Origin of the sequence: Polyangium jinanense, assembly GCF_028435265.1 — a bacterium.
Taxonomy (GTDB): Bacteria; Myxococcota_A; Polyangia; order Polyangiales; family Polyangiaceae; genus Polyangium; species Polyangium jinanense.
In genome coordinates this window covers 11142-35218 of sequence record NZ_JAGTJK010000057.1, presented here as the reverse complement: position 1 = coordinate 35218, position 24077 = coordinate 11142, and the positions used below count along the sequence as shown (strand labels likewise).

Genomic DNA, 24077 nt, shown 5'->3' with positions numbered 1-24077 from the left:
CGAAGTAAGGACACCGAGCCGGCCGACGTGACCGCGCGAAATTCGTGGCAACCTCCGGATGCCGAACGACCCTCCCAGCACCATAGGGCCGCAAGGCCGTCGCGCTTCCTCGCCGCGGACACCATGGGCGCTCCACGCAAGGAGAACCAATCGAGCGAACGATTCTCGATCCTCCGCCACCTCGGCGCCGGCGGTTTCGGCGTCGTCTACGAGGCGATCGACCTCCGGTACGGCGCGCGGGTGGCCCTCAAGGTCCTCTACCAGGACGACGCGGCGGCGCTGCTCCGCTTCAAGCAGGAATTCCGCGTCCTCGCGGACATCACGCACCCGAACCTCGTGATGCTCCACGAGCTCATCTACGACGAGGGCCGCTGGGCGCTCTCGATGGAGTTCGTCGAGGGCGAACATTTGCTGAGCGGCTTCGTGCCCGGCTGCACGGGTGACCTCTCCGCGTCGATCGTGCGGCGCAAGCCTCCTCGCGACATCGAGGATCGGGTCGCCACGCGCGCGGCCGTGCGTCCGCTCGACGCCGCGCGGCTCCGGTTCGTGTTCTCCCGCTTTGTGCGTGGCGTCCGCGCGCTTCATGCCGCCGACGTATTGCATCTGGATCTGAAACCCTCGAATGTGCTCCTCACGAAGGCCGACAGGGTCGTGATCCTCGACTTCGGGCTCGCACGGGAGCTCTCGCCTTTGCCGTCCGGCGAGCTTTCGGCTCTGCACGAGGGCATCGTCGGCACGCCTGCGTACATGGCGCCCGAGCAGATCCTGGGCGAGCCGGGCCGTCGCGAAAGTGATTGGTACAGCGTCGGCGTGATGCTTTACGAGGCGCTCGCGGGGCACCTCCCGTTCGAGGGCAGCGTGGAGGACGTCCTTTACGCAAAACTCTCGACCCGTCCGATTCCTCCGTCGATCCTTGCCGAGCACGTGCCCGAGGATCTCGAAGAGCTTTGCCTTGCGCTCCTCCGGGGCGATCCGAGGATGCGACCGTCGGACGAGGAGATCGCTGCCCGGCTCGAGGTGACGGAGGCGCCCGCCGAGGTCGCACATCCACGGCTCGTCGAGATCCGGCAACGGCACGCGCTCGTCGGACGCGAGCGCGAAATGGCGTCGCTCTTCGAGGCATTCCGGGAGAGCTCGGCCGATCGCGCGGTGCTCGTTCGGCTCTCGGGCGCGTCCGGCGTGGGAAAAAGCGCGCTCGCATCGACGTTCCTCGCGGCGCTCCACCGCTGGGAAGGAGCCATCGTCCTTCGTGGCCGCTGTCATGATCGCGAATCGGTGCCGTACAAGGCGCTCGATAGCCTCGTGGACGCGCTCGCGCGGTACGTGAAAAACCTCCCGCCGGAGGAAACGCGGTCCCTGGTTCCGCCGAATCTGCAGGACCTCGAGCGAATCTTCCCGGTGCTCGGGCTCATCGACCCCGCCCCGCAGGCGGAGGACCGAGCGGAAGCCATCGACCCGCCCAGGGCGCGAATTCGTGCATTTCAGGCGCTCAAAGACCTCCTCCGGCGCCTCGCCGCGCGCGGCCCGCTCGTGCTCTGCATCGACGACTTGCAATGGGGCGACGTCGACAGCGCCGAGCTCCTCTTCGAGCTGCTTTCACCGCCCGACGCGCCTGCGATGCTCATGCTCGCCTGTCACCGCAGCGACGAGGTCGAGCGGAGTGCATTCGTGGCGCGTTTCGGGCAGCTCGTCGCCGCGGCGGGAGGCCGGATTCGGCTCCACGACGTGGACCTCGGGCCGCTCACGCACGAGCAGGCGATCGCGCTCGCCATGGATCGCCTCGGGCCCTCGGCGGACGAGGCGACGGCGCGGGCTGTCGTGCGGGAATCGGAGGGCAATCCCTTCTCCATCGAGGAGCTCGCGCGGCACGTCCTCGCGGCTGGGCCACGCGCCGTGCCGCGGGTCGATCTGCGCGAGGCGATGCGGGAGAGGCTCAGCGCGGCACCCGCGCCCTCGAGGCGGCTCCTCGAAATCGTGGCGGTCGCCGGGCGCCCGCTCGAACAGGATATCGCATTCGCGGCGGCCGAGCTCGCCGACGAAGCGCTCGCTTACCTGACGCCTCTGCGTTCGGCAGGACTGCTGAGGGTATGCAGCGTGCATGAGCGCCCTGGCTGCGAGGTCTCCCATGATCGTCTCCGCGACGCGATCCTCGCCATGCTCGACGCCTCTGCGCTCGCCGCGCTGCACGAGCGCTTGGCATCCGTGCTGGAGACGTCGCCCGAGGTCGAACCGGAGGAGCTCGCGATGCATTTCCAGAGTGCTGGAGAGAGGTTCAAGGCGGCGCATTATGCGATCGCCGCGGCCGACCGGGCGAACGAGGCGCTGGCCTTCGCCCATGCGGCCGAGCTTTACGCGCTCGCACTCGACTGGGGGCGCGGAACGCCCGCGGATACCCCGGAGACGACGCACGAAATCAAGGTCCGTCGGGCCCACGCGCTGGCGCACGCGGGCCGTTGCCGGGAAGCAGCCGAGCTTTACCTCGAATGCGCCGACGGAGCGCCTCCCCGCGAGGCGCTCGATTTGCGACGTCGCGCAATCGAGCAACTTTTCGTAGGCGGGCACCTGGACGAGGGCAACCGCGTCCTCTCGACGTTCCTGCCCGGGCTCGGTCTGCGTCCGCCCAAGACGACCGCCAGCGTCGCCATGATGGCCCTCCGTGGAATCCTTCGAATTCGGCGTCGTGGCTACGATTTCCAGCCTCACGACGCTATCGACGTCGATCCGGCTGTGCTCGCCCGGATCGACGTTTGCATGGCGGTCAGCATGGCCCTGACGGACGTCGATCCGCTGCGATCGTGCGCGTTTTTGATACGCGGCCTCGGTCTCGCGCTCGACGCCGGCGAACCCGCGCGGATCGCCCAGGCGCTTGGCACGTATGCGCAATTGTCGCTCCTGCAAGGCGGGCCGTCCGCGGTGGCCGAGGGGGCGCGCCTCCTCGCGCGGGCAGCGGAAATCGCGAGCGGCTGCGCCGATCCCGATGTCATGGAGACCGTTTCCATGTACGGCGCGGCGACCACCATGATCGAGGGGCGCTGGCGAGCGGCGCTCGATCGTTACGACGCCATCGGCCGTCATCTCCGCAGCCGCAGGCTCGATCTCGCGATGTACCATAACATGGCGCACGTCGTCGCCGTCATCGCCCTCGACGCGATGGGGCGTCTCCAGGAGCTCGCGGAACGCACTGCGGCCTGGCATCGCGAGGCCACGTCGCTCGGCAATCTTTTCGCGGCCATCAGCGCGTCCAGCGCATCCGCCGTCACGCGAATCGCCGCCGACGATGTCGAGGAGGCGCGCCGCCGTGTGCGCGAGGGCGTCGCGTCCTGGACCCGCGGGGGCATGCACGTGCAGCACATGTACGCGCTCCGGATCGAGGCCTATGCGGACCTCTACGAGGGCCACGCCCCCATGGCGCGCAGGCGCGTCCTGCAAGCGTGGGGCGCCATTGTCCGGTCGCAACAGCTCCGCGTGCAGCCGTCCCGGATCGACATGCTGTTTCTCCGCGCGCGCACCGCGATTGCCATGGCCGCGGAGGCGCCACCCCGCCGCCGCGCGCGGCTCGCGCGGGAAGCCGAACGAATCGCGTCGCGGCTTGAAGGCGAGATTCGCGCCGACGCCCCCCCTTCCGCGGCCTTGCTCCGGGCCGCCGTGGCGCGGCTCCGCGGGCATGAAGACGAGGCCCTCGCCCACCTCGACGCCGCCATTCGTGGCTTCGACGAGGCCGAAATGGCGCTGCACGCGGCCTGCGCGCGCCGCCGCAAGGGCGAGCTCTCCGGCGGGGACTCCGGGCGCGCGCTCGTGACCGTCGCCGATACGGTCATGGAGCAACTCGGCGTGCGGCGGCCCGATCGCTGGGCCGCGATCTTCGCGCCCGGCCTCGGGATCGAAGCGCCGGAATGATGGGGAGCGACAGCAATGGCATGGGGCACCGCGACCAGGATCGGGATCGGGATGGTGTGCTTCGCGCTCGTAGGAGCCCTCTTCGGGGCGGCGCCTCGTGATCCCGCGGTTTTCGGCGGCTGCGAGTCCAAACCTCCGGTCGCTCCTCCCTACCCGACGGAGCCGGGATATCGATCCGCCGACGCGGAAATGCATTCGCTCGGGGCCGCCCTCGCGGATATCGACGGCGACGGGTTCAAGGACCTCGTCGTCGCCAATGGGAACGACCTTTCGTGGCGTCCCGTGACCGTGTATCGCAACGACGGTCGGGGCGGCTTCCCGAGCGAGCCGAGCTGGTCTTCGGAGGACGAGGATTACCACACCGGAATCGCCGTGGGGGACATCGATCTCGACGGATTCGTCGACGTCGCGGTCACGGTGGGCCCCTGGAGAGACGCGGCCACGTCGGGGTACGCCAAGGTCTACTTCAATCGCGGCGGCACGCTCGAGCGGACGCCCAGCTTTTACACGGCCGACGAATTTTCGAGCGTCGGCGCCGCGCTCGGCGATTATGACGGCGACGGTGACCTCGATCTCGCCGTCGCCGTCGCCTTCGAGGGCAAGGTCCAGCCCGGGCGCGTACGGATCTATGCAAACGACGGAGGCACGCTGTCGGAGGCGCCTGCATGGAGATCCGACGCCAGCATGCACGCCCTCACCCCGAAATTCGCAGACATCGACGGCGACGGATTCCTCGATCTCCTCGTCGCCGCGCGGGGGCTGCCGGTGTATCGGGGAACCCTCGACGAGGGCGGCAACGTGAAACTCGAGACGTCGGAGTCCTGGAAAGCTCGCGTCGAGCGCGGCATTCCGCTCTTCGTCGATGTTGGGAAGATCGGCGGTCGTCGGGGGATCGTCACGTTCTACAACGACCATTACAAGGACTTCGTCCCGCCCGACGAGCTCGCGCAGGCGCGCCCGCCGACCGTGCCCCGCGCGTATGTGGGCAACCTCTACCCGAGCCCGCCCCCACCCGAGAGTTGCGCGGGCGGCATCGGCAGCGATTCGCGCCTGATGGCCTACTGGCCTTTTTCCAGCGCCGATCCCATCTGGACCTCGGACACCTCGGGCTGGGGCGCGGGCGTCCGCCTCGCCGACGTGAACGGCGACGGCGCGCTCGACCTGCTCGCGAGCCGCTGGGGCCCACAGTTTTACGGGTATGGCGCGCCGCTCGTCATCTTCCTCGGAACGTCGCGCGCCTTCGACACGACCCCCGCGTGGTCCTCCAGCACGTGCGGCGTCGGCGAGGCGATTGCTGTGGCGGATCTCGATCGGAGCGCCCTCGTCGAGACCGTCGAGTCCTTCATGATCGAAAAACCGCAGGCCGGGTTGACGCTCTCGGCCCAGCTCGTCGAGGACATCCTCGAAGTACGCCGCGACGGCGCTCTCCTCGGCCGCGGCGCATACGTGGTGGTCCCCGGCGACAACTGGATTTCCTTCGCGCGACGCCTTTCGCCCGGGGAGCAGATCCGCGTCCGCTACACGCATTCGCCGGCGCCGGACATCACCCTCGCGAGCACGATGGGTTCCAATTACGTATTTTACCATCACGCGCGCTGACGGTTCGCTTCTTCGACGGCACAAGGGGAGGCACACATGCTGCTCGCGTTCATCATGAGCCTGGCGCAGGATCCGGACATCCAGGAGGCTTACCGGCGGGATCCGGTCGCGGTCGTATCCCGGCGGGGGGACCTGTCCGCGGAGGAGAAGGAGATCCTGCTGTCGAGCGATCGGCGTCGCATCGCCCGAGCATTATCGGCCGAGATAAGTCGAACGAGACCGTCCGCGGCGTTTGTCGGGCCGACGCCATTGCCCTGGGTCTACGGCCGACAAACGGTGACCGGCTTTTTCTGGGAGGCCCGGGACGGCGAGCTGCTCCTCACCGTGTTCGCGACCAGGCTCGAGGGCGCGTTCACGCAATGTGAGCTGCGTCATGGGGATACGCACATTCGAGGGGAAATCGGGCAAGTGGAGACCACGCCTGGCGGAGAAAAGGTCACCCTGCGCTTCGCCCTCCCTCCGGACGCGCACCAGGGCGTGTACTGGGTCTTCGCGAATCCCCGGCGAGAAGACAAGGGCGCGAGCGCCCCGCCGCTGCCCCTGGAGAACCTCCAGCTCGGCTTCGAGATCGGCGGCGTGTGGAAGGGGGGCAAGCGGTGATCGTCGCGCCCGACGTGATGCTCGACCTCGTCGCGACGCTCCTCCCGGAGGCCCTGCTCACGGACGCCGCCCGGATCGCGCTCCAGGCCGTCACGCGAGGGCTGCCGAGGGTCGCGTCCGGCATCGCCCTCGAATGTCGTCTCGAGGAAAACCCGCGGGTCGATTTTCTGATGTATCTGCTCGCGCGTTCGGGCGGACCTCGGGCCCTCCTGCGTTGCGCTCCCGCGCTCGATGCGCGGGCGTGGCGCGGTGTGCTCGATTTTTGCGTGGAATGGGACGATCCCGCGTCGCGGCTCCACACCGAGGTCCCAGCGTTGTGGCTCGAATTCGACGTGAACGGGGACTCCGTCGCCGCCCCCCAACCGCTCCCGTTCCCCTGCATCGAGCGGCACATCTGCGACGGAGAGCCGCCGGAGGAGCAGGACGAACGAGGGCGCGCTGTTTGTCTCGACCTCCTCGACCGCGCGACCTCGCTCCTGCTCGGGCGCCCGCTCCCGTGCGCGACGTTCGACACCGCGGCGCATCTCGTCGAACGATTGCCCCGCCGAGGCCGCGTTCTCCACGTCGCGCCGCTCGCGTCGCGCGGCATCGACGCGCTCCGCCTCGTCGCCACGATCCCCCGGGACGAGCTCCCGGCTCATCTCGATCGAATCGAATGGCCTGGACCGCGTCCGCGGCTCGAACCCCTCCTCGCCGCCATGGTCCCCGCGAACATGCGGATCGGCTTTCACCTGGACATCGGAGGCCGCGTCCTACCGACGCTCGGCATCGAACTGCATCATCCCCCCGGCGATCCTCGCTGGCGCCCGATCCTCGACGAGCTCGTCACCCGGGGAGTGTGTACGCCGGACAAACGCGACGCCCTCCTCCGGTTCCCGCCCTACGCGCGGCTCGCCCTGCCCGAGCATCGCGGCACGAGCCCCGTATCGACCACGATCGGGATCAAGCTCGTCCTCGCGCCGGACGAGCCCTTGGCGGCCAAGGCCTACCTCGGGTTCGTCCCGCTGCACCCCCTCCTCGGCTGAGGCTTCAATCGAGGCCACGCGCGATCTTCCGCGCCCGCTCCGCGAGCCCCTGCACGACCGAATGGAAGCTCCGCAGCTTGCGGAGCTTCCCTTGCCCGAATCGCTCTTCGAGAGCGCGCGCGAGCCGCGGGACCCGCGCCGTTCCTCCGGTGCAACAAACCACGTCGATCGCCCCGAAGCCGAGACCAGCCTCTTCGAGCGTTCGATCCAGCGCCCGCAAGATCGCGTCGATCGAGCGTTCGGCGCCGGCCTCGAACTCGTCGCGGGTGATCCATTCGTGGATGCTCATCGTCGGGTATTCGTACGCGAACTGCGTCCTCGTCACCTCCGAGAGCGCGCACTTGCTGTGTTCGATGGCCTCGAACACCTGGAACGCGAGTGAATCCTCGACCAGGCAGAGGAGTTGATCCATTCGCCGCTGGTCGTCGTCCCCGAGCGACCACGCTTGCACGTCGCGCAGGAACGCGAGCATGTCCCGGTGCTGCAGCACGGCCATGTCTGCCGGCGAGCAGAGTTTTTCCATGATCCCCCGCGGCATCGTGAGCAGGTTCTTGCCGAGCGGGACCTGGTAGGTGACCTCCGCGCCGAAATGGCGCGCGATCTTGTGGCGCATCAAGCTCCCGTCGAGCGCGTCGCCGGCCACGGACACGCCTCCGAGCGAGAGCACGTCCGAGGCCGCAAAACCCTCTGGCCGCATCCGCACGACCGTGTAATCCGAGGTCCCGCCGCCGAAATCGGCCACGAGGACGGTCATGGGCCGCTCGAGCTCGAGCTCGAAATCGTGGGCGGCGGCGACGGGCTCGGGGCAAAAGGCGACCTCGGAGAAACCCGCGCTCTGCGCCGCGCGTTCGAGCCGATTCTGGGCGAGCCGGTCTTCCTCGGGATCGAGCGAGAACATGGCCGGCCTCCCCAGCACGACGCGCGTGACGTCGGCGTCGAAATGGCGGTTCGCGCGGTCACGCATCAGCCGCAAGAAGCGGCTGATCAGATCCTCGATGGTGACGACGCGCTGGTTGATTTGCGTGCCGGAGAAACCGCGATCGGGGAGAAATTTCTTGATCGAGCGGATGAGCCGTCCTTGCATACCGCTCGCGACGAAGTCGCGGATGGCCACCGCGCCGCAGGAGAACTCGTTCTTGCCGAAAAAGAGCAGGCTGCGCAGGATGGTCGGATCGGACGCAGCGTCGTCGAGGGGGATCGGGGGGCACGTGGACGTGGCGTTCGCCGCCGCCAGCAGCGAATTGGTGGTGCCGAAATCGATGGCATAGACCTCGGGCTTGAATCGTGACGACATGGGTTGACCCTCCGGGGGATGCCTGACGCGCCCCGGGATATGGCCCCCCACGAGCCACTTTACAAGCTAGAAAATTCATGAGAAAATCCGTGGAGGCTCTCCGGATGAGCGGAAATTCTCACGAGCTCGACCGCTACGTGGCCCTCTGCACGCCGGAGGGTCGGCTGAACCCCGAGGCGAAGGGTTGGTCGCGAAGGCCCCTGCATCGATGCAACCTGCGCGGCCCCTGGGGGCGAAGGAAGCGCTGGGATTACTGGGGCGTCACCTGGGAGGGCGGCGTCCTGTCGCTGACGTACGCGGACTTCGACTACCTCGGCATGGCGAGCGCGCTCCTCCTCGATCTGGAGACCGGCCGCGAGCTCGAAAAGGTCGTCCCCGTCCCGCTCGCGCTCGGTTTCTCGCAGCCCGACACGGTCGGCGGCGCCGATATCGTGTTCGAGCGGCTCGGGCTCCGACTGGAATTCCGGGAGGAGAGCCGAGGCACGCGCCTCGTCACCAAGTTCCAGAGCCACGGGCGCTTGGTGGAGGCCGACGTGCTCGTGGCTCGGCCGCCCGGGCACGAGACGCTCAATGTCGTCGTGCCGTGGAGCGAGAGGTTGTTCCAGTTCACCTCGAAGCAAAACACGCTCCCCGCGACCGGGATCGTCCGGGTGGACGGCGTCGAGCAGGTGATCGGCCCAGAAAAGCAGGCCTTCGGCTGCCTCGATTTCGGTCGCGGCGTCTGGCCCACGCATACCGTCTGGAACTGGGCGTCAGCGTCGGGGGGCGTCGATGGGAAGGTCGTCGGGTTGCAGTTCGGCGGCAAGTGGACCGATGGGACGGGGGCGACCGAAAATGGAATTTGTATCGACGGGCGGCTCCACAAGATCGGCGAAGACGTCCGGTTCGACTACGACCGCCGCGATTTTCGCAGACCGTGGCGGATCCTCACGGAAACCTCCGATCGGGTGCGACTCGACTTCCATCCGGCGCACGAGAAACGGACGAAGGTGCCGCTCGTCGTGGCCGGCGCGGATCTCCATCTGTGCTTCGGTCGTTTCTCCGGCGAGGTGAAGGGCGACGGGGGCGAGCGCGTGATCGTCGACGGTCTCTTCGGCTGGGCCGAGGAGATGCGCGCTCGCTGGTAGGTCACCCGCCAATCGCCGTCTGATACGACACGACCAAAAGCTCGTTCGTCTCCCCGACCTTCGGCACCACGAACGGCACGAATCGGGTTTTCTCCCAGACAGCCCACACCATCGACGGATCGTCCAGCGACCGATCGAAATGGAAATCGATTCGCGAAGGCAACTTGCCATCCTCGGTCACGGACACGATCTCCGCCGCCATGGCCCCGACCGGGACGCGGTCTCCCACGCGCAGAGGGGCCTTCTCCGTATCCCGGAACACGGTCGCCGTCGGATCACGGAAAAAGCCGTCCGAGAGCGTCACCGACAGCGTGCGATCGTCCACGCGGCCGACCTTCAGCGTCCCGCCGACGGACGTCGAGAGCACGCGGAGCTCCGAGGGCAACGGCGCATTCTCGTTGATCCAAGCCGCCATCACCGTATTCACGACCACGCTGTCGGGCGCGCTCACCACCACGAGCGTCCGTTCCTCGGCCCCGTCCATTTTGGGCATGCTCGCAATCGCCCGCTCGGTGAATCCGTGCAGCATCGATCCCGTCGACCACGCCCGCAGCGGCAGCAGCAAGGGCGCGAGCACGAGGTGGAAGATCACGAGAACCGCGGCCACCGCGCTCGCGTACACGCGCGCGGCCCGCCCGAGGTGCTCCCGCGAGGCCGTGAGCATCGATGCGACGAGCCCCGCTCCCCCGATCCCCGCGAAGAGCAAGAGCCGATCGCCCGGCCAAACCGCGCAGGTCGGCAGCAGGGAGAGCACCATCCCCAGCGCGAAGAACGCGGCATTGCGATCGCGGCGCAGCACCGCGAAGAGCCCGCCCCCCACGACGAGCAGCACGAGCAGGCAAATCGACACGAGGCTCCGGGTCTCGTTCGGCGGCCAGAGCATCCACACGTCGGCGGGCGGCGCGGCCATCTGCCCGGCGAGGAGCACTGGCAGACGTGCACCCACCGCGCGGATGAACTCCCCCGTTTGTCGCAGCGGATCGATGTAAAATGCGCCGCCGGCCGCGCCATAACCGCCGAGCTTGTATGCGACGAACCAGACCAGCGCAGCCCCGGCGTGCGGGAGGAGCGCGGCCACGCGGGCGCGCAGCGGCGCGCGATCGAGGAAGAGGGCGTAGGCGAAGAGATACGCGAGCGCGCCGATCCCGCTCTCCCCGGAGAACATCGCCCCGAGCAGCGCGAGCGGCGCAAGGAAGACGCCCGGCTTCCAGCCGTCCCTGCGGGCACGATCATGCGCGACGAGCGCGATCACGCCGAACAGCGTCGAGAGGATCGCGTGCCTGTTGGCGATCCAGGTGATGACCATCGAATGGGCGTCGTCGACCGCGAAGATGAACGCGGCGAGCCCTGCGGCGACCGTGGCGCCGAGCAGCCTTCGATAGAGGTGCGCTGCGAAGAACGCCGTCGCCGCGAATACGAGGACGCTCTCGGCGTGCATGAACCAGTGCGCGTTCGGCCAGACGCGGTAATCGAGCGCGTGCCACAGCGACGCGAGGGGGCGAAGGAACGCGAGCTTCGATCCGTCGACGGTCCACCAGGGCCACATGCCGTTATCCCGGAGGTAACGGAGCGCGGCGGGATCGTCGTCGAGGAAGCGGAAGAGATCCCAGTCGCCGCGGGGCCCGCCGGGACGCGTGAACGTCGGATGATACGCCATCCGATGCGCGTGATCGTCCATGATCGCCCCGGCCCCGAGCGTGGGCAGGAGCAGGAGGATCGCGAGGAGCGCGACGAGCAGCGGAGCACGCCTGCCTGTGAGCCATCCCTTGACGCGGGCCAGCATGGCCACCGTGTATAGGGGATCGGATGCGCGCGGACCAGAGGTACGGCGGCACGGCTGCCTTGATGCTCGCCATCGCCGTCGGCACCGCGTTTTATGCGATCATCCCGGCGCTCGTCGGGTACGTCGGGCCGTGGGAGACGCTCACGAAGACGCGCTTCGCCACGGCGGTGGCCTTCGAGAGGGCGTTCGGGGCGCGCTGGATCGTGCACCTCATCATCGCCGCGGCACTGCTCTCCCTGGTAAAAGTATTCAATGGCAATTTCGTGGCCGCGAGCCGCATGCTTTTCGCCCTCGGGCGCCGCGGGGTCGTGACGCCACGCTTCGCCGAGGTTCATCCGACAAACCTCACGCCGTCCGTGGCGGTGCTCGCCGTGGGGATCTGGACGGCGGCGGGTGCGCTGCTCGGCGAGGCCATTCTCGTGCCCGTGACGGAAGTCGGATCGCTGGCGTCGGCGGTGGGCTGGATGAGCGCGTGCGCGGCTTATTTTCGTTTGCAGCCGGCGGCGTCGCAACGGCTCCTCGCGCTCGCGGGCATGCTGGTCTCGGCGGCCCTGGTGCTCATGAAGCTCTTACCCTTCGTCCCCGGCTCGTTCACGTGGCAGGAGCTCGTGGCGCTCGTCGCGTGGCTCGTCGCCGGGCTCGTCGCGGCCTTCCGCGCCCGCGGGGCCGGCTTGCAGGGCAGCATGTCTCGAACGGAGGCGTGAGGACTCTTTTCGCCTCGTCGAAAACCCGTATCATCCCCGCCACGATGTCGATGACGAAAGCCACGCTCCTCGCCGAGATCGAGCCTCTCACCAACAATGGGCGCATCGGCCGCGTCATCGACGTCGGACGCAAGGCGGCCCAGGGGGACGCGGATGCTCGAAGGACGCTCGCCGAGCTTCACGGGAGCCCCGAGATTTACGAGCGTGTCCTCGCGCTCTGGTCCGTGTTCGGGAGCCGCGAGGGGACGTGGATTCTCAAGGGGCTCTCCGACGCCTCGCGCACCGTCCGCCGCCGGGCGAGCCGCATGGTGGCCGTGTTCTGCGACGATACGCAGGCTGCGCGCGCCCTCGACACGATCGTCGAGAAGCGGATCCTCTGCCGCACCATCGCCGCGCTCGTGCGAAAAAGGCGCACGGCGATCGTCGACACGTTTCTCGCGGCCCGCATGAAAGAGGGCCAAGAGCGGCTCGTCATCGACCTTCTGCCGTTCGGCACCGAGGCATTCGTCGCCGGCTTCATGAAACACCTCGTCGAGGGAGGCGGCCCCATTGCTTGGTGGCGCCTGTGTTCGCGGCATGCGAGCTTCGCTGCGGCCTGGTTCCTCGCGGATCTGCAGCGCAGCGACACCGTCCATCCCCGGCAGCGTCATCGCCTTTATGACGAGCTCCCGGGCCTCGCGAAGCGCGCGCCGGATGGCACGCTGAAGCTCATGCAGGCGCTCTTCGACCGCGGCGAGCAGCCGAACCTGTTCGCACGGGCGCTCGGCCACCTCGTCCGCGCCCGCCCGCGCGAGACCTTCGATCTCCTGAAGGCGCGCCACGAGAGCGGAAGGCCCACGCACGCGCCGGGCGCGTTCGGCGTCGTCCGCTTCGACAAGGTCGCGAGATATCTCGGCCCCGAGCGGCTCGACTACCTCATCCGGAACGCCTGGAGCACGCTCGGCGACGGCAAACAGGGCATTCGCTGGTTCCTCCGGCTCGCGACGGACGAGCAGAAGGCCATCCTCCGCGCGTTCGTCCAGGGAGGTCGAGGCGGTTTCGGCGCGTTCCTGTTCCGGTATTTCAAGGCGGAGTCGGCCGAAGAGGAGAACGTCCGCGAGCGAGCGTTCGATCGCTGGTCGCGCGCGGCGCAAGGGACGGATGGCACGATTCCCGCGCACGTCCTCGATTGGCTCCCGCGGGATTTGCGAGAGCGCGAGGCGAGGCGCCACCTCGAACGGTGCCCGGCGCTGACCTCGAAGCCCGAACAGCGCATCGTCTACGCGGGCCTCTTGTCCTTCGCCGAGGCGAAGCAGGTGCTCGCCCCGTGGCTCGGACACCCGGAGGGAGAAGAGCGAGCGCGGGCACAATCGATTCTCCTTTCGAGCGTACGCCACGACAAACCCGCGCTCGGCGACGCGATCGCCAACATCAAGGCGCGCAAGTTCGAGCAGGATCCGGTCCGGAAGAGCATGATCGAAGCGCTGGGCGCGCTTCGCGTGGCCACGTTCGGCCCCGAGCACCTCGAAGCCGTCGGCGCGGTCGTGCAGGACGCCCTCGACGCTGCGGATCTCTCCTCGGCCACCGCGTCCGCCGTCGAGCGCCTCGTCGTGCGCCTGTTCCGCGTCGACGGGGCCTGGGGCGCGCAATGGATCACGCGGCTCTTGGCCGTGCGTGGCTCCGTCTCCACATGGGGGCTCGGGGACGGGCTCACCAAAAAGGACGCCGAGCGCCTCTCCCCTGCCCTCGCCCAGCTTGCCGCGGGCTGGGCCACGCAGGAGCGCGCGGGCTCCGTCATTGCGCTCGCGCAGAGCCTCGGTGTGCGGCTCGGCGCCGTGACTCCGCTGCTCGACGCATTGGAGCGGCTCGCGCGCGAGCTTCCGTTCGCGGGCGTCGCCGCCGCGGCCCTGGGATTGCTCGACACGCACGAAAGGCGCCGCTTCACGCGCCTCGTCCCCGAGCTCCTCCGCGAAGACGAGAGTTTTGTCCTCCTTCCTTTGGTCGCCCGGTATGTCAGCCTTCGCAGGCAGGATCTCCTGAGCCCCGCGCTCCTCTCGGCGCAGCCGATGAAGGGCCGCAACGCCACGGGTCGCACGAGCTGGATCATTCAATTCGAGGTCGGTCACGGGCGGTGGACGGCGCTCCAGCAGCGCACGTATGCGGATGCGCTCGTGTCGGTCTTGAAGGACGAGACGCGCGACGTCCCGACGCTCCGGTTCGCCATCACCACGCTCGTGCGCCTCGCGTTCGCGGACGCGACGTCGATCCTGCCGTTCGCCTCGGATCCTCGCCAGCCTGTACGCGAAATGGCCATCCGCGGGCTCCCGTGGCTCGACGCGCGCCAGGGCGTGCCGGTGCTCATCGAGGCGCTCGGCGACGATCGGGCGCGCTGGGCGATTTATGCGCTTCGGAAGGTCTTTTCGGAGCTCGAGCGCGCCGAGGTCCTCGCGGAGCTCCGCGCGGTCCCGACGACCAAGGTCACCGTCGCGAAAGAGGTCGTCCGGCTGCTCGGCGAAATCGGCGGCGACGACGCCTACGAGGATCTCCTGCGCCTCGACAAACCCGGGACGCACCGAGACGTGCGGATTGCGCTTCTCCGGGCGCTGTGGGATCACCTTGAAAAAAAACAGACCTGGGCCGTTTTCGAGAAGGCCGTGCACGACCCTGACTGGATCGTGGCGTCAAAGCTCGCGGATATTCCGCTCGGCAGGCTCTCGACCGCGGCGGAGGAGCGGGTCGTCGGGCTGCTTTCCACGATCCTCGGGCGCGCGGAGCCGGAGGCGCGGATCGATCTACTGAAGCGCGCGGCCTACTTGCCGCTGCGTGATTCGAATCGCTCGCTCTTCAAGCGCTTGCTCGCGCACCTCGGCGCTGCTTCGCACGACGAGGCGGCGCACGCGCTCGCGGCGGTCCTGCAGCGGATGTCGGCCTCGGAGGTGAAAACCGTCTCGTGGCGATTGAAGGAGCTCTTGCCGCGAGGTCAGCACCTCCTCGCGTTCCTGCCCGTGATCTCGTCGCGCCTCGGTCCGTATGCGTCGCACATGCACGTGCAGGTCGCGACCGAGTTCGTCGCGGCGCTCGCGGAAAACCCCTGGACGACGCCGTATCATCTCTCCCTCGGTTCGCGCCTCTGGGACGCGAAGGAGCTCAGCGCCGCGCTGCTCGCGCTTTCGAAAAAGGATTGGCTCTACCACGAGGCGCTGGAGGCCGCGATCGACGCGGTGCGCACCTCCGTGCATCCGGGCCGCGTCGAGGAGGCGCTGCGGGGGCAATCCGACTGGAGGCTCCGCCGGATCGCGCTCGCCGCGCTCGTTCAGGCCGCGTCCCCCAAGAATGGTTGGACGGAGGAGCGCCGCGCGCGGCTCGCCCATTACCAGAAAGACCCCGCGCCCGGCGTCGCGGGGCCCGCGCGATTCGTGTTTCCGCCTTGAGGCATTCTCAGGGGCGCTTTTTCTTTCGAGGCGGCGGCGGGGGCAAGAAATACCACTCCGCAAGCACGTCGCGCAATCGACCGTCCTCGGGCAGATCCGTGGCGCCGCCGCTGTCGAGGGCTCGGGTCAATAATCTGGGAGGAGCCTCGCTGGGGCTTTGCCCCAGGCCCCACCAGGGGTTGTCCACCCCTGGACCCGGACCAGCGCAAGCGCTGGACCCGGGGTCGATGAACTGCGCTCCCGCGCAGTTCATCGAACAGGCCAGGTCAAGACGAACGAAGATCCTGCCAACCAAGACGGCAGCGCTGACGGTTCAACGGGCCACGCGCCCGTCGCCAGCGTGCAACGCTCCTTCGCGGTCTTGCCAGCGGCCTGTGGGAAGAACTGCGCATCGCGCAGTTCTTCCCCAAATGGTCCAGGGCTGGCCCTGGTTCGGGTCGAGGGGCGAACAGCCCCCGCGGGGCCCGGGGCAGCGCCCCGGCGCGACGCCCTGCGCGATGGTCAACCATACCGCGTCGGGCGAGAGTACGAGCGGCCGGTGCTGTGCGAACGCGAGGTGGACAGCGCCGAGGAGCGCGTGGGTCGGACCGTGGTCGACCACGGGAAGGTCCGGATCGGCCAAGCTTGGCATCTCGGGCCCGACGGGCCATGGTGTCGGCATGCGGATCCTCGTTCTCGGCGGTACGGCATTTCTCGGTCGAACGATCGTGACGGAGGCGCTCGGGCGTGATCACCACGTGACCACGTTCAACCGCGGCCGAAGTTTTTCCGATCCCCCCGGCGTGGAGGTGATTCGCGGCGACCGGACCGAGCGGGCCGATCTCGAACGACTGCGGGCCGGGCGCTGGGACGCGGTGGTGGATACGAGCGGGTACGTACCGCGTGTGGTCAATCAGGCTGCCGCCGTGCTGCGCGAGGTCGCCCCGGTGTATGCGTTTGCCTCGACAGCATCCGTCTACGTCGATCGGCCGCGGCTCCCTGTCGACGAAACGAGCCGTGTGTACGATTGCGCGCCGGATGCTGGCCCCGATGACGGCGATTATGGAACGCTCAAGGCCGGGTGCGAGCGGGCCGTCGTCGAGCATTATGGGGAGGCTGCGTTGCTCTTGCGGCTGGGCGTGATCGTGGGGCCGTACGAGGACGTCGGTCGGCTCCCTTGGTGGCTTTCGCGGATCGCCCGCGGCGGTGAGGTGCTCGCGCCGGGAGCGCCCGACGTGCCTATGCAGCTCGTCGATGCTCGTGATGTCGCGAGATTGACCGTGGACCTCCTGGAACGCGGCGAAGGCGGCGCGCTCAATGTCGCCGGGCCTTCTGGCCATCCGACGTTCGGGTCTCTCCTTTCGGAATGCGCGAAGGTCACGGAGAGCGCGGCGCGCCTCGTGTGGGTCGACGACGATTTCCTCCTCGCGCACGACGTCAAGCCGTGGAGCGAGCTCCCGATCTGGGCGCCGATGGACGCAGAGTGCAGCGCCGCGTGGCAAATGGCCGTCCCGCGCGCCGAACAGCTCGGGCTTCGTTGTCGCCCGATGATCGAGACGATCGCGGACACGTGGGCGCTGATGCGCACGGGCTGGCAAGCGCGGCCTCGGCCCGAGCTGCCCAAGCTCGGCATCGACGAAGACAAGGAGCAACGAATTCTGGCCGCGTGGCGGGCGCGGGCCGGGGCCACGTGAACATTCGAAGCAGGATGGTTCACGCGTGATTCTTCAGGACCGAATTCGCCGAAGGGCGTCGATCGCGCCATAACGCGGGCCCTCGGCCGTGTCACGCGTCAGCTCTTCGAGGCGACCAAGCGCCGGCGCCGCCAGGCTTCCCATGCGCCCGAGCGCGAAGGTGGCCCAGTAACGAACGAAGGGGTTTTCGTCGGAAAGACAGCCGATGACGGCATCGAGCGCCGGGAGCGCGGATTTTTCGAATTGGCCGAGCGTTTCGAGCGCGCGCCGGCGCACGTCCCCGCTCGGATCCGTGAGCGCGCGGGTGAGGGCCGGGACCGCGACGTCCTCGTCGTAGGCCCCGAGCTGTTCGGCGGCGATCGCTCGCTCTTCCTCGCTCCCGTTCTTCAGCAAATCGATCCACCCCTCGGGATCGTCCGGCTCTCCTTCGATGGTCTCGACCACGATGCCGGAGGCATCGACACGCACGACGGCGAGGGATTCGTCGTCCTCCCCGATGGCTTCGAGTTTGCCCATGAGGGACAAACCGCGAGGCGCGAAGACCTCGGCCAAAATGCGCCGGAGCCATTCGACCTGCACTTCCCAGTCGAATGCCTGCTCGTTCACGAGCCCGCCGCCGAGGGGCGTGAGGCGCCAGGTCGAGGCGTGCCCCGGTTTGACGCCGGGCAGGGCCGCGATGGCGTCGACCGCGGCCCGGAGATCGGGGACGAGCGCGGGGTCGGGCGGCGGGTCGATCGCGAGGGAGCCTTCGAGGCCGGATTCGTAACTCACGCCTTCCACTACCCTGGCCTCGGGCCAAAAGAAAGACCTCCCCGCGACGCACGTCGGTGGACCCGCGGCAGGCGGTTGCAAACGTTCCCGTCTTGCGCAATGCTCGCCCCCGTGAGCCCCCTCCTCGTACGCCCCGAACTCCCCGCCGACATCGCCGCCGTGCGCAACGTGAACGAATGCGCGTTCGGTCGTCCCGAGGAGGCGTCGCTCGTCGACGCGCTTCGCCGATCCGGGGCCATCACGCTTTCGCTCGTCGCGGAGCAAGACGGACACGTCGTTGGCCACGTCCTGTTTTCGCCCGTCGAGATCGACCGAGATGGCAGCCGCGAGATCGCGCAGGGGCTCGCTCCGATGGCCGTGCTGCCCGCATGGCACCGGAAGGGCATTGGCAGCGTGCTCATTCGCGAGGGGCTCGAACGGCTGCGGGGGGCCGGGCACGGCGCGGTCGTCGTGCTCGGCCATCCCGCGTATTACCCGCGCTTCGGATTCGAGCCCGCCGCGCGATTCGGGTTGCGCTGGGAGGTGCCGGGGCACGACGAGGCCTTCATGGCGCTCGAGCTGCGCCCGGGTTGTCTCGGCACGCGACCCGGCGTGGTCCGCTACCGGCCCGAGTTCGGCGCCGTTTGAGGATCGATTCGTAGGGCCTCGCGCGGGGGCCGTTTCGCTGGGGCGTTGCCCCAGGCCCCACCAGGGGCTATCCGCCCCTGGACCCGGACCAGCCAGGGGCTGGACCCAGGGTCGATGAACTGCGCGATGCGCAGTTCATCGAACAGGCCGAGGAACGACCCCTGCCCATCGAGACAGCCGCGCTGCCCTTTCGGCTGGCAACGGGCCGGTGGAAGCCCGAATGCTGTCATCGGCGAAATCTCGCTCTGTGGGCGGCCGCGCGGAGGCTGAGGACGCCCAGGGAGGTGCACGTGCTCGTGCCCGGAGAGGCTGAGGACGCCCAGGGAGGAGCACGTGCTCGTGCCCGGCGAGGGTGAGGACGCCCAGGGAGGTGCACGTGCTCGTGCCCGGAGAGGCTGAGGACGCCCAGGGAGGAGCACGTGCTCGTGCCCGGAGAGGCTGAGGACGCCCAGGGAGGAGCACGTGCTCGTGCCCGGAGAGGGAGAGGACGCCCGGGGAGGAGCACGTGCTCGTGCCCGGAGAGGGTGAGGACGCGCCAGGGGAAGGGCTACGACGACGTGGTTTGCAGAGACGTGGACGCGGTGGCGGGCTGCTCGAGGCGGAGGCAGCGCTGCCGCCTCGACTGGCAACGCCGCTTCAGGTCTTGCCCGGGCCCGTCCGAGAAGCCGCGCATCGCGCGGTTTCTCGGCTTTCGGTCCAGGCCGTGCCTGGTCCGGGGTGCAGGGGGCGGACAGCCCCCTGCTCTCTTTCCTCTTCCTCCGCGGCCTCCCGCCCTCGCGAGGGTCAGGCTTTGGTGTGCTCGCCGCCGCCGATCATCCAGGGGACGCCGAAGCGGTCGGTCACCATGCCGAATGCCTCGCTCCAGAACGTCTTCTGGAGCGGCATCATCACCTTGCCGCCGTCGGCCAGGGCGTCGAAGACCCGCTGCGCTTCGGCCTTTGTGGGGAAGCCGAGCGAAACGGAAAAACCTTTGAAGCCCTCGTGGGGGTACTTCGGCACGGTGTCGGATGCGAGCAGCCGGCGGGGGCCGATGAGGAGGCTCGCGTGCATGATGCGCCCGGCGCCGCCCTCGGGACACGGGGCCGGCCCCTCGTCGAACTTCATCAGGGCCTCGAGCTTGCCGCCGAACGTGCGCTCGTAGAAGCGCATCGCCTCGGCGCAGTTGCCATCGAAGAAGAGGTAGGTGTCGAGCTCGTTCATCGGTGCCTCCATGAGGGTTCTGGGGCATGGACTGCCGGGGCGGCGAAGACTCATCGGTCACCCGCAGATTTTTTTCGGCGGCCGTTCGGACAGGTCGTGGACGGCGCGCGGGGCCTTGAAGCGCGGCGCGGGCACCCCCATCATCGCGCTCGTGCAACGCATGCAACTCGTCGAGCTCGAGGATCTCCCCTGGATGCCCGCTGCCATCCGTGACGGCGGCACGGATCTGCTCGATTTGGCCTTCGATCGCCTGGGGTTTTACCGCGAGGTCGTGCCGAAGCTCGAGGCGCTGCTCGATCGGACCCGATGCACGCAGGTGGTCGACGTGTGCTCGGGCGGCGGCGGCGGCGCGCTCTACGCGATCCGCGCGCTGCGTGACGCGGGGCGCGAGGACGTGCGGTTCGTCCTGACGGACCGGTACCCGAACGAGGCTGGCCGTGCGCGTGTCGCGGAGAGGAACGACGCCAAGCTCGTCTACCGCGAAGATCCCGTCGACGCCCTTGCGGTCCCGCCCGAGCTCGACGGCGTGCGCACGATGTGGGGCGCGCTGCACCATTTCCCGCCCGAGGCCGTCACGGCGCTCGTCGCCTCGATCGTGCGCGACCAAAAGCCGCTCGGTTTTTTCGACGTCGCGGCCTCGAAGACGATCCGAGGGCTGCCGACCGTGCTTGCGCCGGTGGCGATGGGGATCAACATCGCGACGTTGTTCGTCGGCTCGTTCGTCCTGGTCCCCTTCGTGCGCCCGCTGCGGGCGTCGCGCTGGGCGCTGACGTACCTCGTCCCGCTGATCCCGACGCTCGTGGCGTGGGACGGCACGGTCTCTGCGATTCGCGCCTACGCGCCCGACGAGCTGCTCGCGATTGCGCGCTCCGTGCCCGGCGGCGATGCCTATGACTGGGACGCGGGTGTCGCCGGTTCGGCGCTGTACTTCACGGGATGCCCGCGCGCGTCGTGACGCGCGGGCGGTTCTGGAGGGGTCTCATTTGGCGGCCTTGATCTCGATGACCCGGGGGCTTCGCGGGGCGTAACAGATGAGCTCGGGGTGCTCGTCCTTCATGTTCGCCTTGACGTGGGCGATGACGGCCTCGCCTTGCTCCTTGCTCTTCACCGTGACGCCGAGACGCCGGCCGTCTTCGTAATACTCGACGAGCCCGAGGTCGGCGACGGCCGGGAACGTGGAGAGCGCCTTCGCGGTCGTGGGATAGGTGTATTTCGCGTCGTTTTTCCAGGACACCTCGTACAGGTACACGAACGGCGTCGTGCAATGGTCCTCTGGGTCGGCGCTCTGCGTCTCGCGCAGCCGGGACACGCCGCTGTACGAGACCCAGATCGTCTCCTTTTCATCCATGGCGATCGTGGAAAACCGCATGGGCCGGGGGAAATTCGCGATCGTCGTCCATTTGCCCTCGTCGTAGCGGACGATCGACCGGCCCGCGATGCCGTGGAGCTTGCCGCTCGGCGAGACGAAGAGGTCCCGGATCGGTTTGTCGAGGGCCGGCAGGGTCTCGAATTTCCCGCCGTTGTAATGGAGCACCGGCGTGGATTCGACCCAGAGGTCGTCCCCCTTGCCCCGGAGCATCTTGGGGAAGTAGCCGAGCTCCTTCACCATGCTGCCGAGCTCGATGATGCGTGATTTGCCGGGTTGGTCCCAGACCTCCGCGGCCGGGCTCTTTTCTCGCTCGCAGAGGTTTCCGAGCGTCACGAGCGTGCCGGCCTCGGTCCCGGCGATGGCGCGGGGCGGGAGCGCGAGCGCCGCGTTGTTGCCCCAGGCCTTTCGCACTTCGTCTTCCTTGCAACCGCCCTTCTCGGCGTCGAGCGGTTTGATCACCCACGTCGGCCCTCGGACGGTCTCGATCCGGTGGCCCCCTTCCCCGTCGTACCCCGCCACGAGTGTCGTCTTGCCGAGACGGGTCGTGCCATTGATCCACCCGAGCCCGCCGCCCGGGCCAAACCTGCGCTCCACGCCCTTTCCGGTGAGCGGAAAGAGCGTGGGCATCAGGGCGCGGCCATTGTTCGTCGTGTACAGGACGTCGACGCCGTCCGGCCAGTAGCCGTGGACGGAGGAGAGGCGATTGCCGCCGAGGGATTCGTTGCCGTCCGGGATGCTCCCGATCCATTCGACGCGCTCTTCGACGATGCGGCCGACGCGCAGGCCCTCGGTGACGAGGAGCGCGCCCTCGATGGCGAAGAGGTCCACGGACAGCATCCTCGTGGCCTCGAATGGCTCGGGGGCGAGCGTGGGAATCGTCGGTTTCGGCGGCTCGCGCTCGGTCGACACGGCGCTTGCGCTCGGGGCCACGGGCGCGGTGCTCGGCGTGCTCGTCGCCTCTTTTTCGGGCGTCGGGGTCGACTTGGAGCAGGAGAGCGCGAGCGCGGAGAGGGCGGCAAGCGAGAGGATACGAGATCGAAAGATCATGGTTTTTCCTGGCAAAAAGTGTTGATGGCGTCGACGATCGGGTCCTCTCGCTTGACCGCCTTGCCGAGGTCGGCCTGCGCGGCGTTGAGGGCGGCGAGGTCCTTCGCGTCCGCTGCCGTCGCCATCGCGCGGGCGGCTTTCGCGACGATGACGGCCAACCCCCGATAATCGGCGCTGAACTGGACGAGCTCGGGTACGGTGAGCCGGACGCCTCCCACTTGCTGCGCCACGCGATCCATCACGTCGGCCATCCTGCGGAGCTCGCGCGCACCGGTCGGATCGGCGTCGTCCGAGCGCGGCGCCTTGTTGAGGTCCGCCACGCCGGCGTTGATGACCTCGATGAGCGCATTGCATTCGTCGACCTTCGTGCGGTGCTTGGCGCGAAGGGCGACGCGATCGGCTGGCTTCGCCGCGACGAGCGCGCAGCCGAGGTCGCTCTTGGCTTCGCACGCCTTCTGGATGAGCGCGGTGGACGCGGCCTCGTCGCGCGGGCCGCCGCGACCCTCGGCGCGGAAGAGGCCGAGCTCGAGGCACGCGCTCTCTTGCTGGCTGTCACACGCGCGGCGAAAGAGCTCGGCCGCGCGCGCGTCGTCCCGCGCCGTCCCCTTCCCCTCGGCATACGCGATGCCCGCCTGCTCGCAGCCAATCGGCGCGCCCGCCTCGCAGCTCTCCAGGAAGAGCACGAACGCGCGCGTCGGATCCGGCGCGGCCGTCGTTCCTTTCTGAATGAGCTTGCCGAGCACCGCGCAGGCATCAGGCAGGCGCGCGTCACACGCCGCGGAGACGACCGCGTAGCCGCCCCGTTTGTCCATCGTGATGCCCTCGCCGTGCACCATGACGAGCCCGAACGCGGTGCAGGCGTGCGCGTTGCCGGCGGCGCATGCGCGCCGGTAGAGCGAGGCTGCTTTCTGCGCATCCTTGGACACGCCCGCGCCCTTTTCGTACGCCGCTGCGAGGTGAATGCACGCCGAGGGATCGGCGTCGCAACCGCGCCGCGCGGCGGCGGCCCCTTCGTCGGGATCCCGCGCGCCGCCCACGCCGTCGATGAGGAGGGTGCCGAGCGTACCGCAGCCGTGGGGGCTGCCCTCCTCGCAGCTCCGCTGCGCGAGGGCGCGGGCGTGGGGCGCGTCGATGGGGACGCCGAGGCCGTACGTATAGGCCATGCTCAGCCCATTGCATCCGTCGGCAAACCCCGCCATGCAGGCGCGTTGGAAGAGCGCCGCGGCGCGCGCCTGGTCCCGCCACACGCCGCGTCCGAGGACGAGCGCCTTGCCGAGCGAAAGACACGCGCGCGGATCCCCAGCGGCGCAGCCCTTCTCGCTCCCTTGTGCTGCCTTGACGAAGAGCTCTTGGGCGCGCTCGGGATCCGGCGTGACGGCGAGGCCGGAGAGGAGCGCGACGCCGAGCACGTCGCAACTCTCGCCGTCGCCCTCGTCGCAGGCCCGCGCGAGCAGCGGGGCCCCGCGCTGCTCGTCGATGTCGACGCCGAGGCCGCGGAGGAACATCCGCCCGAGATCGCCGCAGCCCGCAGGATCGCCGCCGTCGCAGGCGCGGCGCGCGAGGGTCACGGCTTGCGCGGGGTCGGCGGCGAGCGCCCCGGGAAAACCGTACAGCATGAGGTGAGAGAGCTTCTGGCAGCCGCGCGCGCGCCCCCCGCTACACGCCTTGCCGAACGCCTCCGACGCGGCGAGGGCCCGCGAAGGCCCGCGGTCGCGATCCTGCAGCGCGAGGTCACCGAGGCGCTCGCAGCAGGCCGCGTTTCCGCCGTCGCATGCTGCCCGGCAAGCGCCCTCGGTGGTGGCCTCGCAGGCGCCTGCGGCGGTGCTCGTGGCCGTTTTGGGCGCCGGCTCCTGGGACGCACTTCCTCCGCACGCAGCAGGCGCGAGGAGAGCGAGGCCAAGGAGGAGCGAAGCGGCCGATCGAGGCATACCCCTCATCGGACCGCTCTCCG

The 24077-nt window shown here is 68.8% G+C and carries 18 protein-coding genes; 10 read left to right on the top strand and 8 right to left on the bottom strand.

What is annotated here, in order from left to right:
- Positions 1 to 123: 123 nt before the first annotated feature.
- Genes KEG38_RS46760 through KEG38_RS46745 form a run of 4 tightly spaced genes read left to right on the top strand, consistent with a single transcriptional unit; the run spans position 124 to position 7121 of the window.
- Positions 124 to 3897: a serine/threonine-protein kinase gene (locus KEG38_RS46760; RefSeq protein WP_272427356.1), complete on the top strand. Its 3774-nt coding sequence runs from the start codon at positions 124 to 126 to the stop codon at positions 3895 to 3897.
- Between the two features lie 15 nt (positions 3898 to 3912).
- Entirely contained in the window at positions 3913 to 5496 is a 1584-nt protein-coding gene (locus KEG38_RS46755) for an FG-GAP repeat domain-containing protein (protein WP_272427354.1), read from the top strand.
- 36 nt (positions 5497 to 5532) lie between these two features.
- Positions 5533 to 6096, top strand: coding sequence for a hypothetical protein (locus KEG38_RS46750; RefSeq protein ID WP_272427353.1), 564 nt, complete (start codon positions 5533 to 5535; stop codon positions 6094 to 6096).
- Complete coding sequence (locus tag KEG38_RS46745) at positions 6093 to 7121, top strand: hypothetical protein (RefSeq protein ID WP_272427352.1); 1029 nt, start codon at positions 6093 to 6095, stop codon at positions 7119 to 7121. The genes KEG38_RS46750 and KEG38_RS46745 overlap by 4 nt, the downstream gene beginning before the upstream one ends.
- A gap of 4 nt (positions 7122 to 7125) precedes the next feature.
- Here the strand turns inward: KEG38_RS46745 and KEG38_RS46740 are convergent, their stop codons facing one another.
- On the bottom strand, positions 7126 to 8415 hold the full coding sequence (locus tag KEG38_RS46740; protein WP_272427351.1) for an Hsp70 family protein: 1290 nt from the start codon (positions 8413 to 8415) through the stop codon (positions 7126 to 7128).
- A gap of 104 nt (positions 8416 to 8519) precedes the next feature.
- On the opposite strand from KEG38_RS46740, the gene KEG38_RS46735 reads away from it, so the two are divergent.
- Entirely contained in the window at positions 8520 to 9542 is a 1023-nt protein-coding gene (locus KEG38_RS46735) for a DUF2804 domain-containing protein (protein WP_272427350.1), read from the top strand.
- Position 9543: 1 nt separating this feature from the next.
- On the opposite strand, the gene KEG38_RS46730 is transcribed toward KEG38_RS46735, so the two are convergent.
- The gene (locus tag KEG38_RS46730) at positions 9544 to 11325 is read right to left on the bottom strand and encodes a hypothetical protein (protein WP_272427348.1); all 1782 of its coding nucleotides are present in this window, start codon (positions 11323 to 11325) and stop codon (positions 9544 to 9546) included.
- Between the two features lie 23 nt (positions 11326 to 11348).
- Here KEG38_RS46730 and KEG38_RS46725 point away from each other — a divergent pair, with 23 nt between their 5' ends.
- Both KEG38_RS46725 and KEG38_RS46720 read left to right on the top strand, forming a co-directional pair.
- Positions 11349 to 12029: an APC family permease gene (locus KEG38_RS46725; protein WP_272427347.1), complete on the top strand. Its 681-nt coding sequence runs from the start codon at positions 11349 to 11351 to the stop codon at positions 12027 to 12029.
- Positions 12030 to 12073: 44 nt separating this feature from the next.
- Positions 12074 to 15439 carry a HEAT repeat domain-containing protein gene (locus KEG38_RS46720; RefSeq protein ID WP_272427345.1) on the top strand — a complete coding sequence of 1122 codons (3366 nt, stop codon included), beginning with the start codon at positions 12074 to 12076 and terminating at the stop codon, positions 15437 to 15439.
- 7 nt (positions 15440 to 15446) lie between these two features.
- Here the strand turns inward: KEG38_RS46720 and KEG38_RS46715 are convergent, their stop codons facing one another.
- Together KEG38_RS46715 and KEG38_RS46710 are read right to left on the bottom strand one after the other, a co-directional pair.
- Positions 15447 to 15569 carry a hypothetical protein gene (locus tag KEG38_RS46715; RefSeq protein ID WP_272427343.1) on the bottom strand — a complete coding sequence of 41 codons (123 nt, stop codon included), beginning with the start codon at positions 15567 to 15569 and terminating at the stop codon, positions 15447 to 15449.
- Positions 15570 to 15752: 183 nt separating this feature from the next.
- A complete protein-coding gene (locus tag KEG38_RS46710; protein ID WP_272427393.1) occupies positions 15753 to 16070 on the bottom strand; it encodes a DUF4419 domain-containing protein in 318 nt (105 codons plus the stop codon).
- A gap of 28 nt (positions 16071 to 16098) precedes the next feature.
- Here KEG38_RS46710 and KEG38_RS46705 point away from each other — a divergent pair, with 28 nt between their 5' ends.
- Positions 16099 to 17112, top strand: coding sequence for an NAD-dependent epimerase/dehydratase family protein (locus tag KEG38_RS46705; protein WP_272427342.1), 1014 nt, complete (start codon positions 16099 to 16101; stop codon positions 17110 to 17112).
- A 33-nt stretch (positions 17113 to 17145) separates the two neighbouring features.
- Here the strand turns inward: KEG38_RS46705 and KEG38_RS46700 are convergent, their stop codons facing one another.
- Complete coding sequence (locus tag KEG38_RS46700; protein WP_272427340.1) at positions 17146 to 17883, bottom strand: HEAT repeat domain-containing protein; 738 nt, start codon at positions 17881 to 17883, stop codon at positions 17146 to 17148.
- A gap of 111 nt (positions 17884 to 17994) precedes the next feature.
- On the opposite strand from KEG38_RS46700, the gene KEG38_RS46695 reads away from it, so the two are divergent.
- A complete protein-coding gene (locus KEG38_RS46695) occupies positions 17995 to 18510 on the top strand; it encodes a GNAT family N-acetyltransferase (protein ID WP_272427339.1) in 516 nt (171 codons plus the stop codon).
- Between the two features lie 783 nt (positions 18511 to 19293).
- Here the strand turns inward: KEG38_RS46695 and KEG38_RS46690 are convergent.
- Positions 19294 to 19710, bottom strand: coding sequence for a VOC family protein (locus KEG38_RS46690; protein WP_272427337.1), 417 nt, complete (start codon positions 19708 to 19710; stop codon positions 19294 to 19296).
- 151 nt (positions 19711 to 19861) lie between these two features.
- Between KEG38_RS46690 and KEG38_RS46685 the strand changes: the two genes are divergently transcribed.
- Positions 19862 to 20665 (top strand): class I SAM-dependent methyltransferase, encoded by an 804-nt coding sequence (locus KEG38_RS46685; RefSeq protein ID WP_272427336.1) that lies wholly within the window; start codon positions 19862 to 19864, stop codon positions 20663 to 20665.
- 24 nt (positions 20666 to 20689) lie between these two features.
- Here the strand turns inward: KEG38_RS46685 and KEG38_RS46680 are convergent, their stop codons facing one another.
- A complete protein-coding gene (locus tag KEG38_RS46680) occupies positions 20690 to 22126 on the bottom strand; it encodes a hypothetical protein (RefSeq protein ID WP_272427334.1) in 1437 nt (478 codons plus the stop codon).
- Positions 22123 to 24054: a tetratricopeptide repeat protein gene (locus KEG38_RS46675; protein WP_272427333.1), complete on the bottom strand. Its 1932-nt coding sequence runs from the start codon at positions 24052 to 24054 to the stop codon at positions 22123 to 22125. The genes KEG38_RS46680 and KEG38_RS46675 overlap by 4 nt, the downstream gene beginning before the upstream one ends.
- Between the last annotated feature and the right edge of the window lie 23 nt (positions 24055 to 24077).

Coding starts and splice junctions, on each gene's coding strand:
- KEG38_RS46760 (WP_272427356.1), top strand. CDS start 124: ATGGGCGCTCCACGCAAGGAGAACCAATCGAGCGAACGATTCTCGATC.
- KEG38_RS46730 (WP_272427348.1), bottom strand. CDS start 11,325: ATGCTGGCCCGCGTCAAGGGATGGCTCACAGGCAGGCGTGCTCCGCTG.
- KEG38_RS46680 (WP_272427334.1), bottom strand. CDS start 22,126: ATGATCTTTCGATCTCGTATCCTCTCGCTTGCCGCCCTCTCCGCGCTC.
- KEG38_RS46755 (WP_272427354.1), top strand. CDS start 3,913: ATGGCATGGGGCACCGCGACCAGGATCGGGATCGGGATGGTGTGCTTC.
- KEG38_RS46735 (WP_272427350.1), top strand. CDS start 8,520: ATGAGCGGAAATTCTCACGAGCTCGACCGCTACGTGGCCCTCTGCACG.
- KEG38_RS46675 (WP_272427333.1), bottom strand. CDS start 24,054: ATGCCTCGATCGGCCGCTTCGCTCCTCCTTGGCCTCGCTCTCCTCGCG.
- KEG38_RS46725 (WP_272427347.1), top strand. CDS start 11,349: ATGCGCGCGGACCAGAGGTACGGCGGCACGGCTGCCTTGATGCTCGCC.
- KEG38_RS46710 (WP_272427393.1), bottom strand. CDS start 16,070: ATGCCAAGCTTGGCCGATCCGGACCTTCCCGTGGTCGACCACGGTCCG.
- KEG38_RS46750 (WP_272427353.1), top strand. CDS start 5,533: ATGCTGCTCGCGTTCATCATGAGCCTGGCGCAGGATCCGGACATCCAG.
- KEG38_RS46740 (WP_272427351.1), bottom strand. CDS start 8,415: ATGTCGTCACGATTCAAGCCCGAGGTCTATGCCATCGATTTCGGCACC.
- KEG38_RS46720 (WP_272427345.1), top strand. CDS start 12,074: ATGTCGATGACGAAAGCCACGCTCCTCGCCGAGATCGAGCCTCTCACC.
- KEG38_RS46690 (WP_272427337.1), bottom strand. CDS start 19,710: ATGAACGAGCTCGACACCTACCTCTTCTTCGATGGCAACTGCGCCGAG.
- KEG38_RS46705 (WP_272427342.1), top strand. CDS start 16,099: ATGCGGATCCTCGTTCTCGGCGGTACGGCATTTCTCGGTCGAACGATC.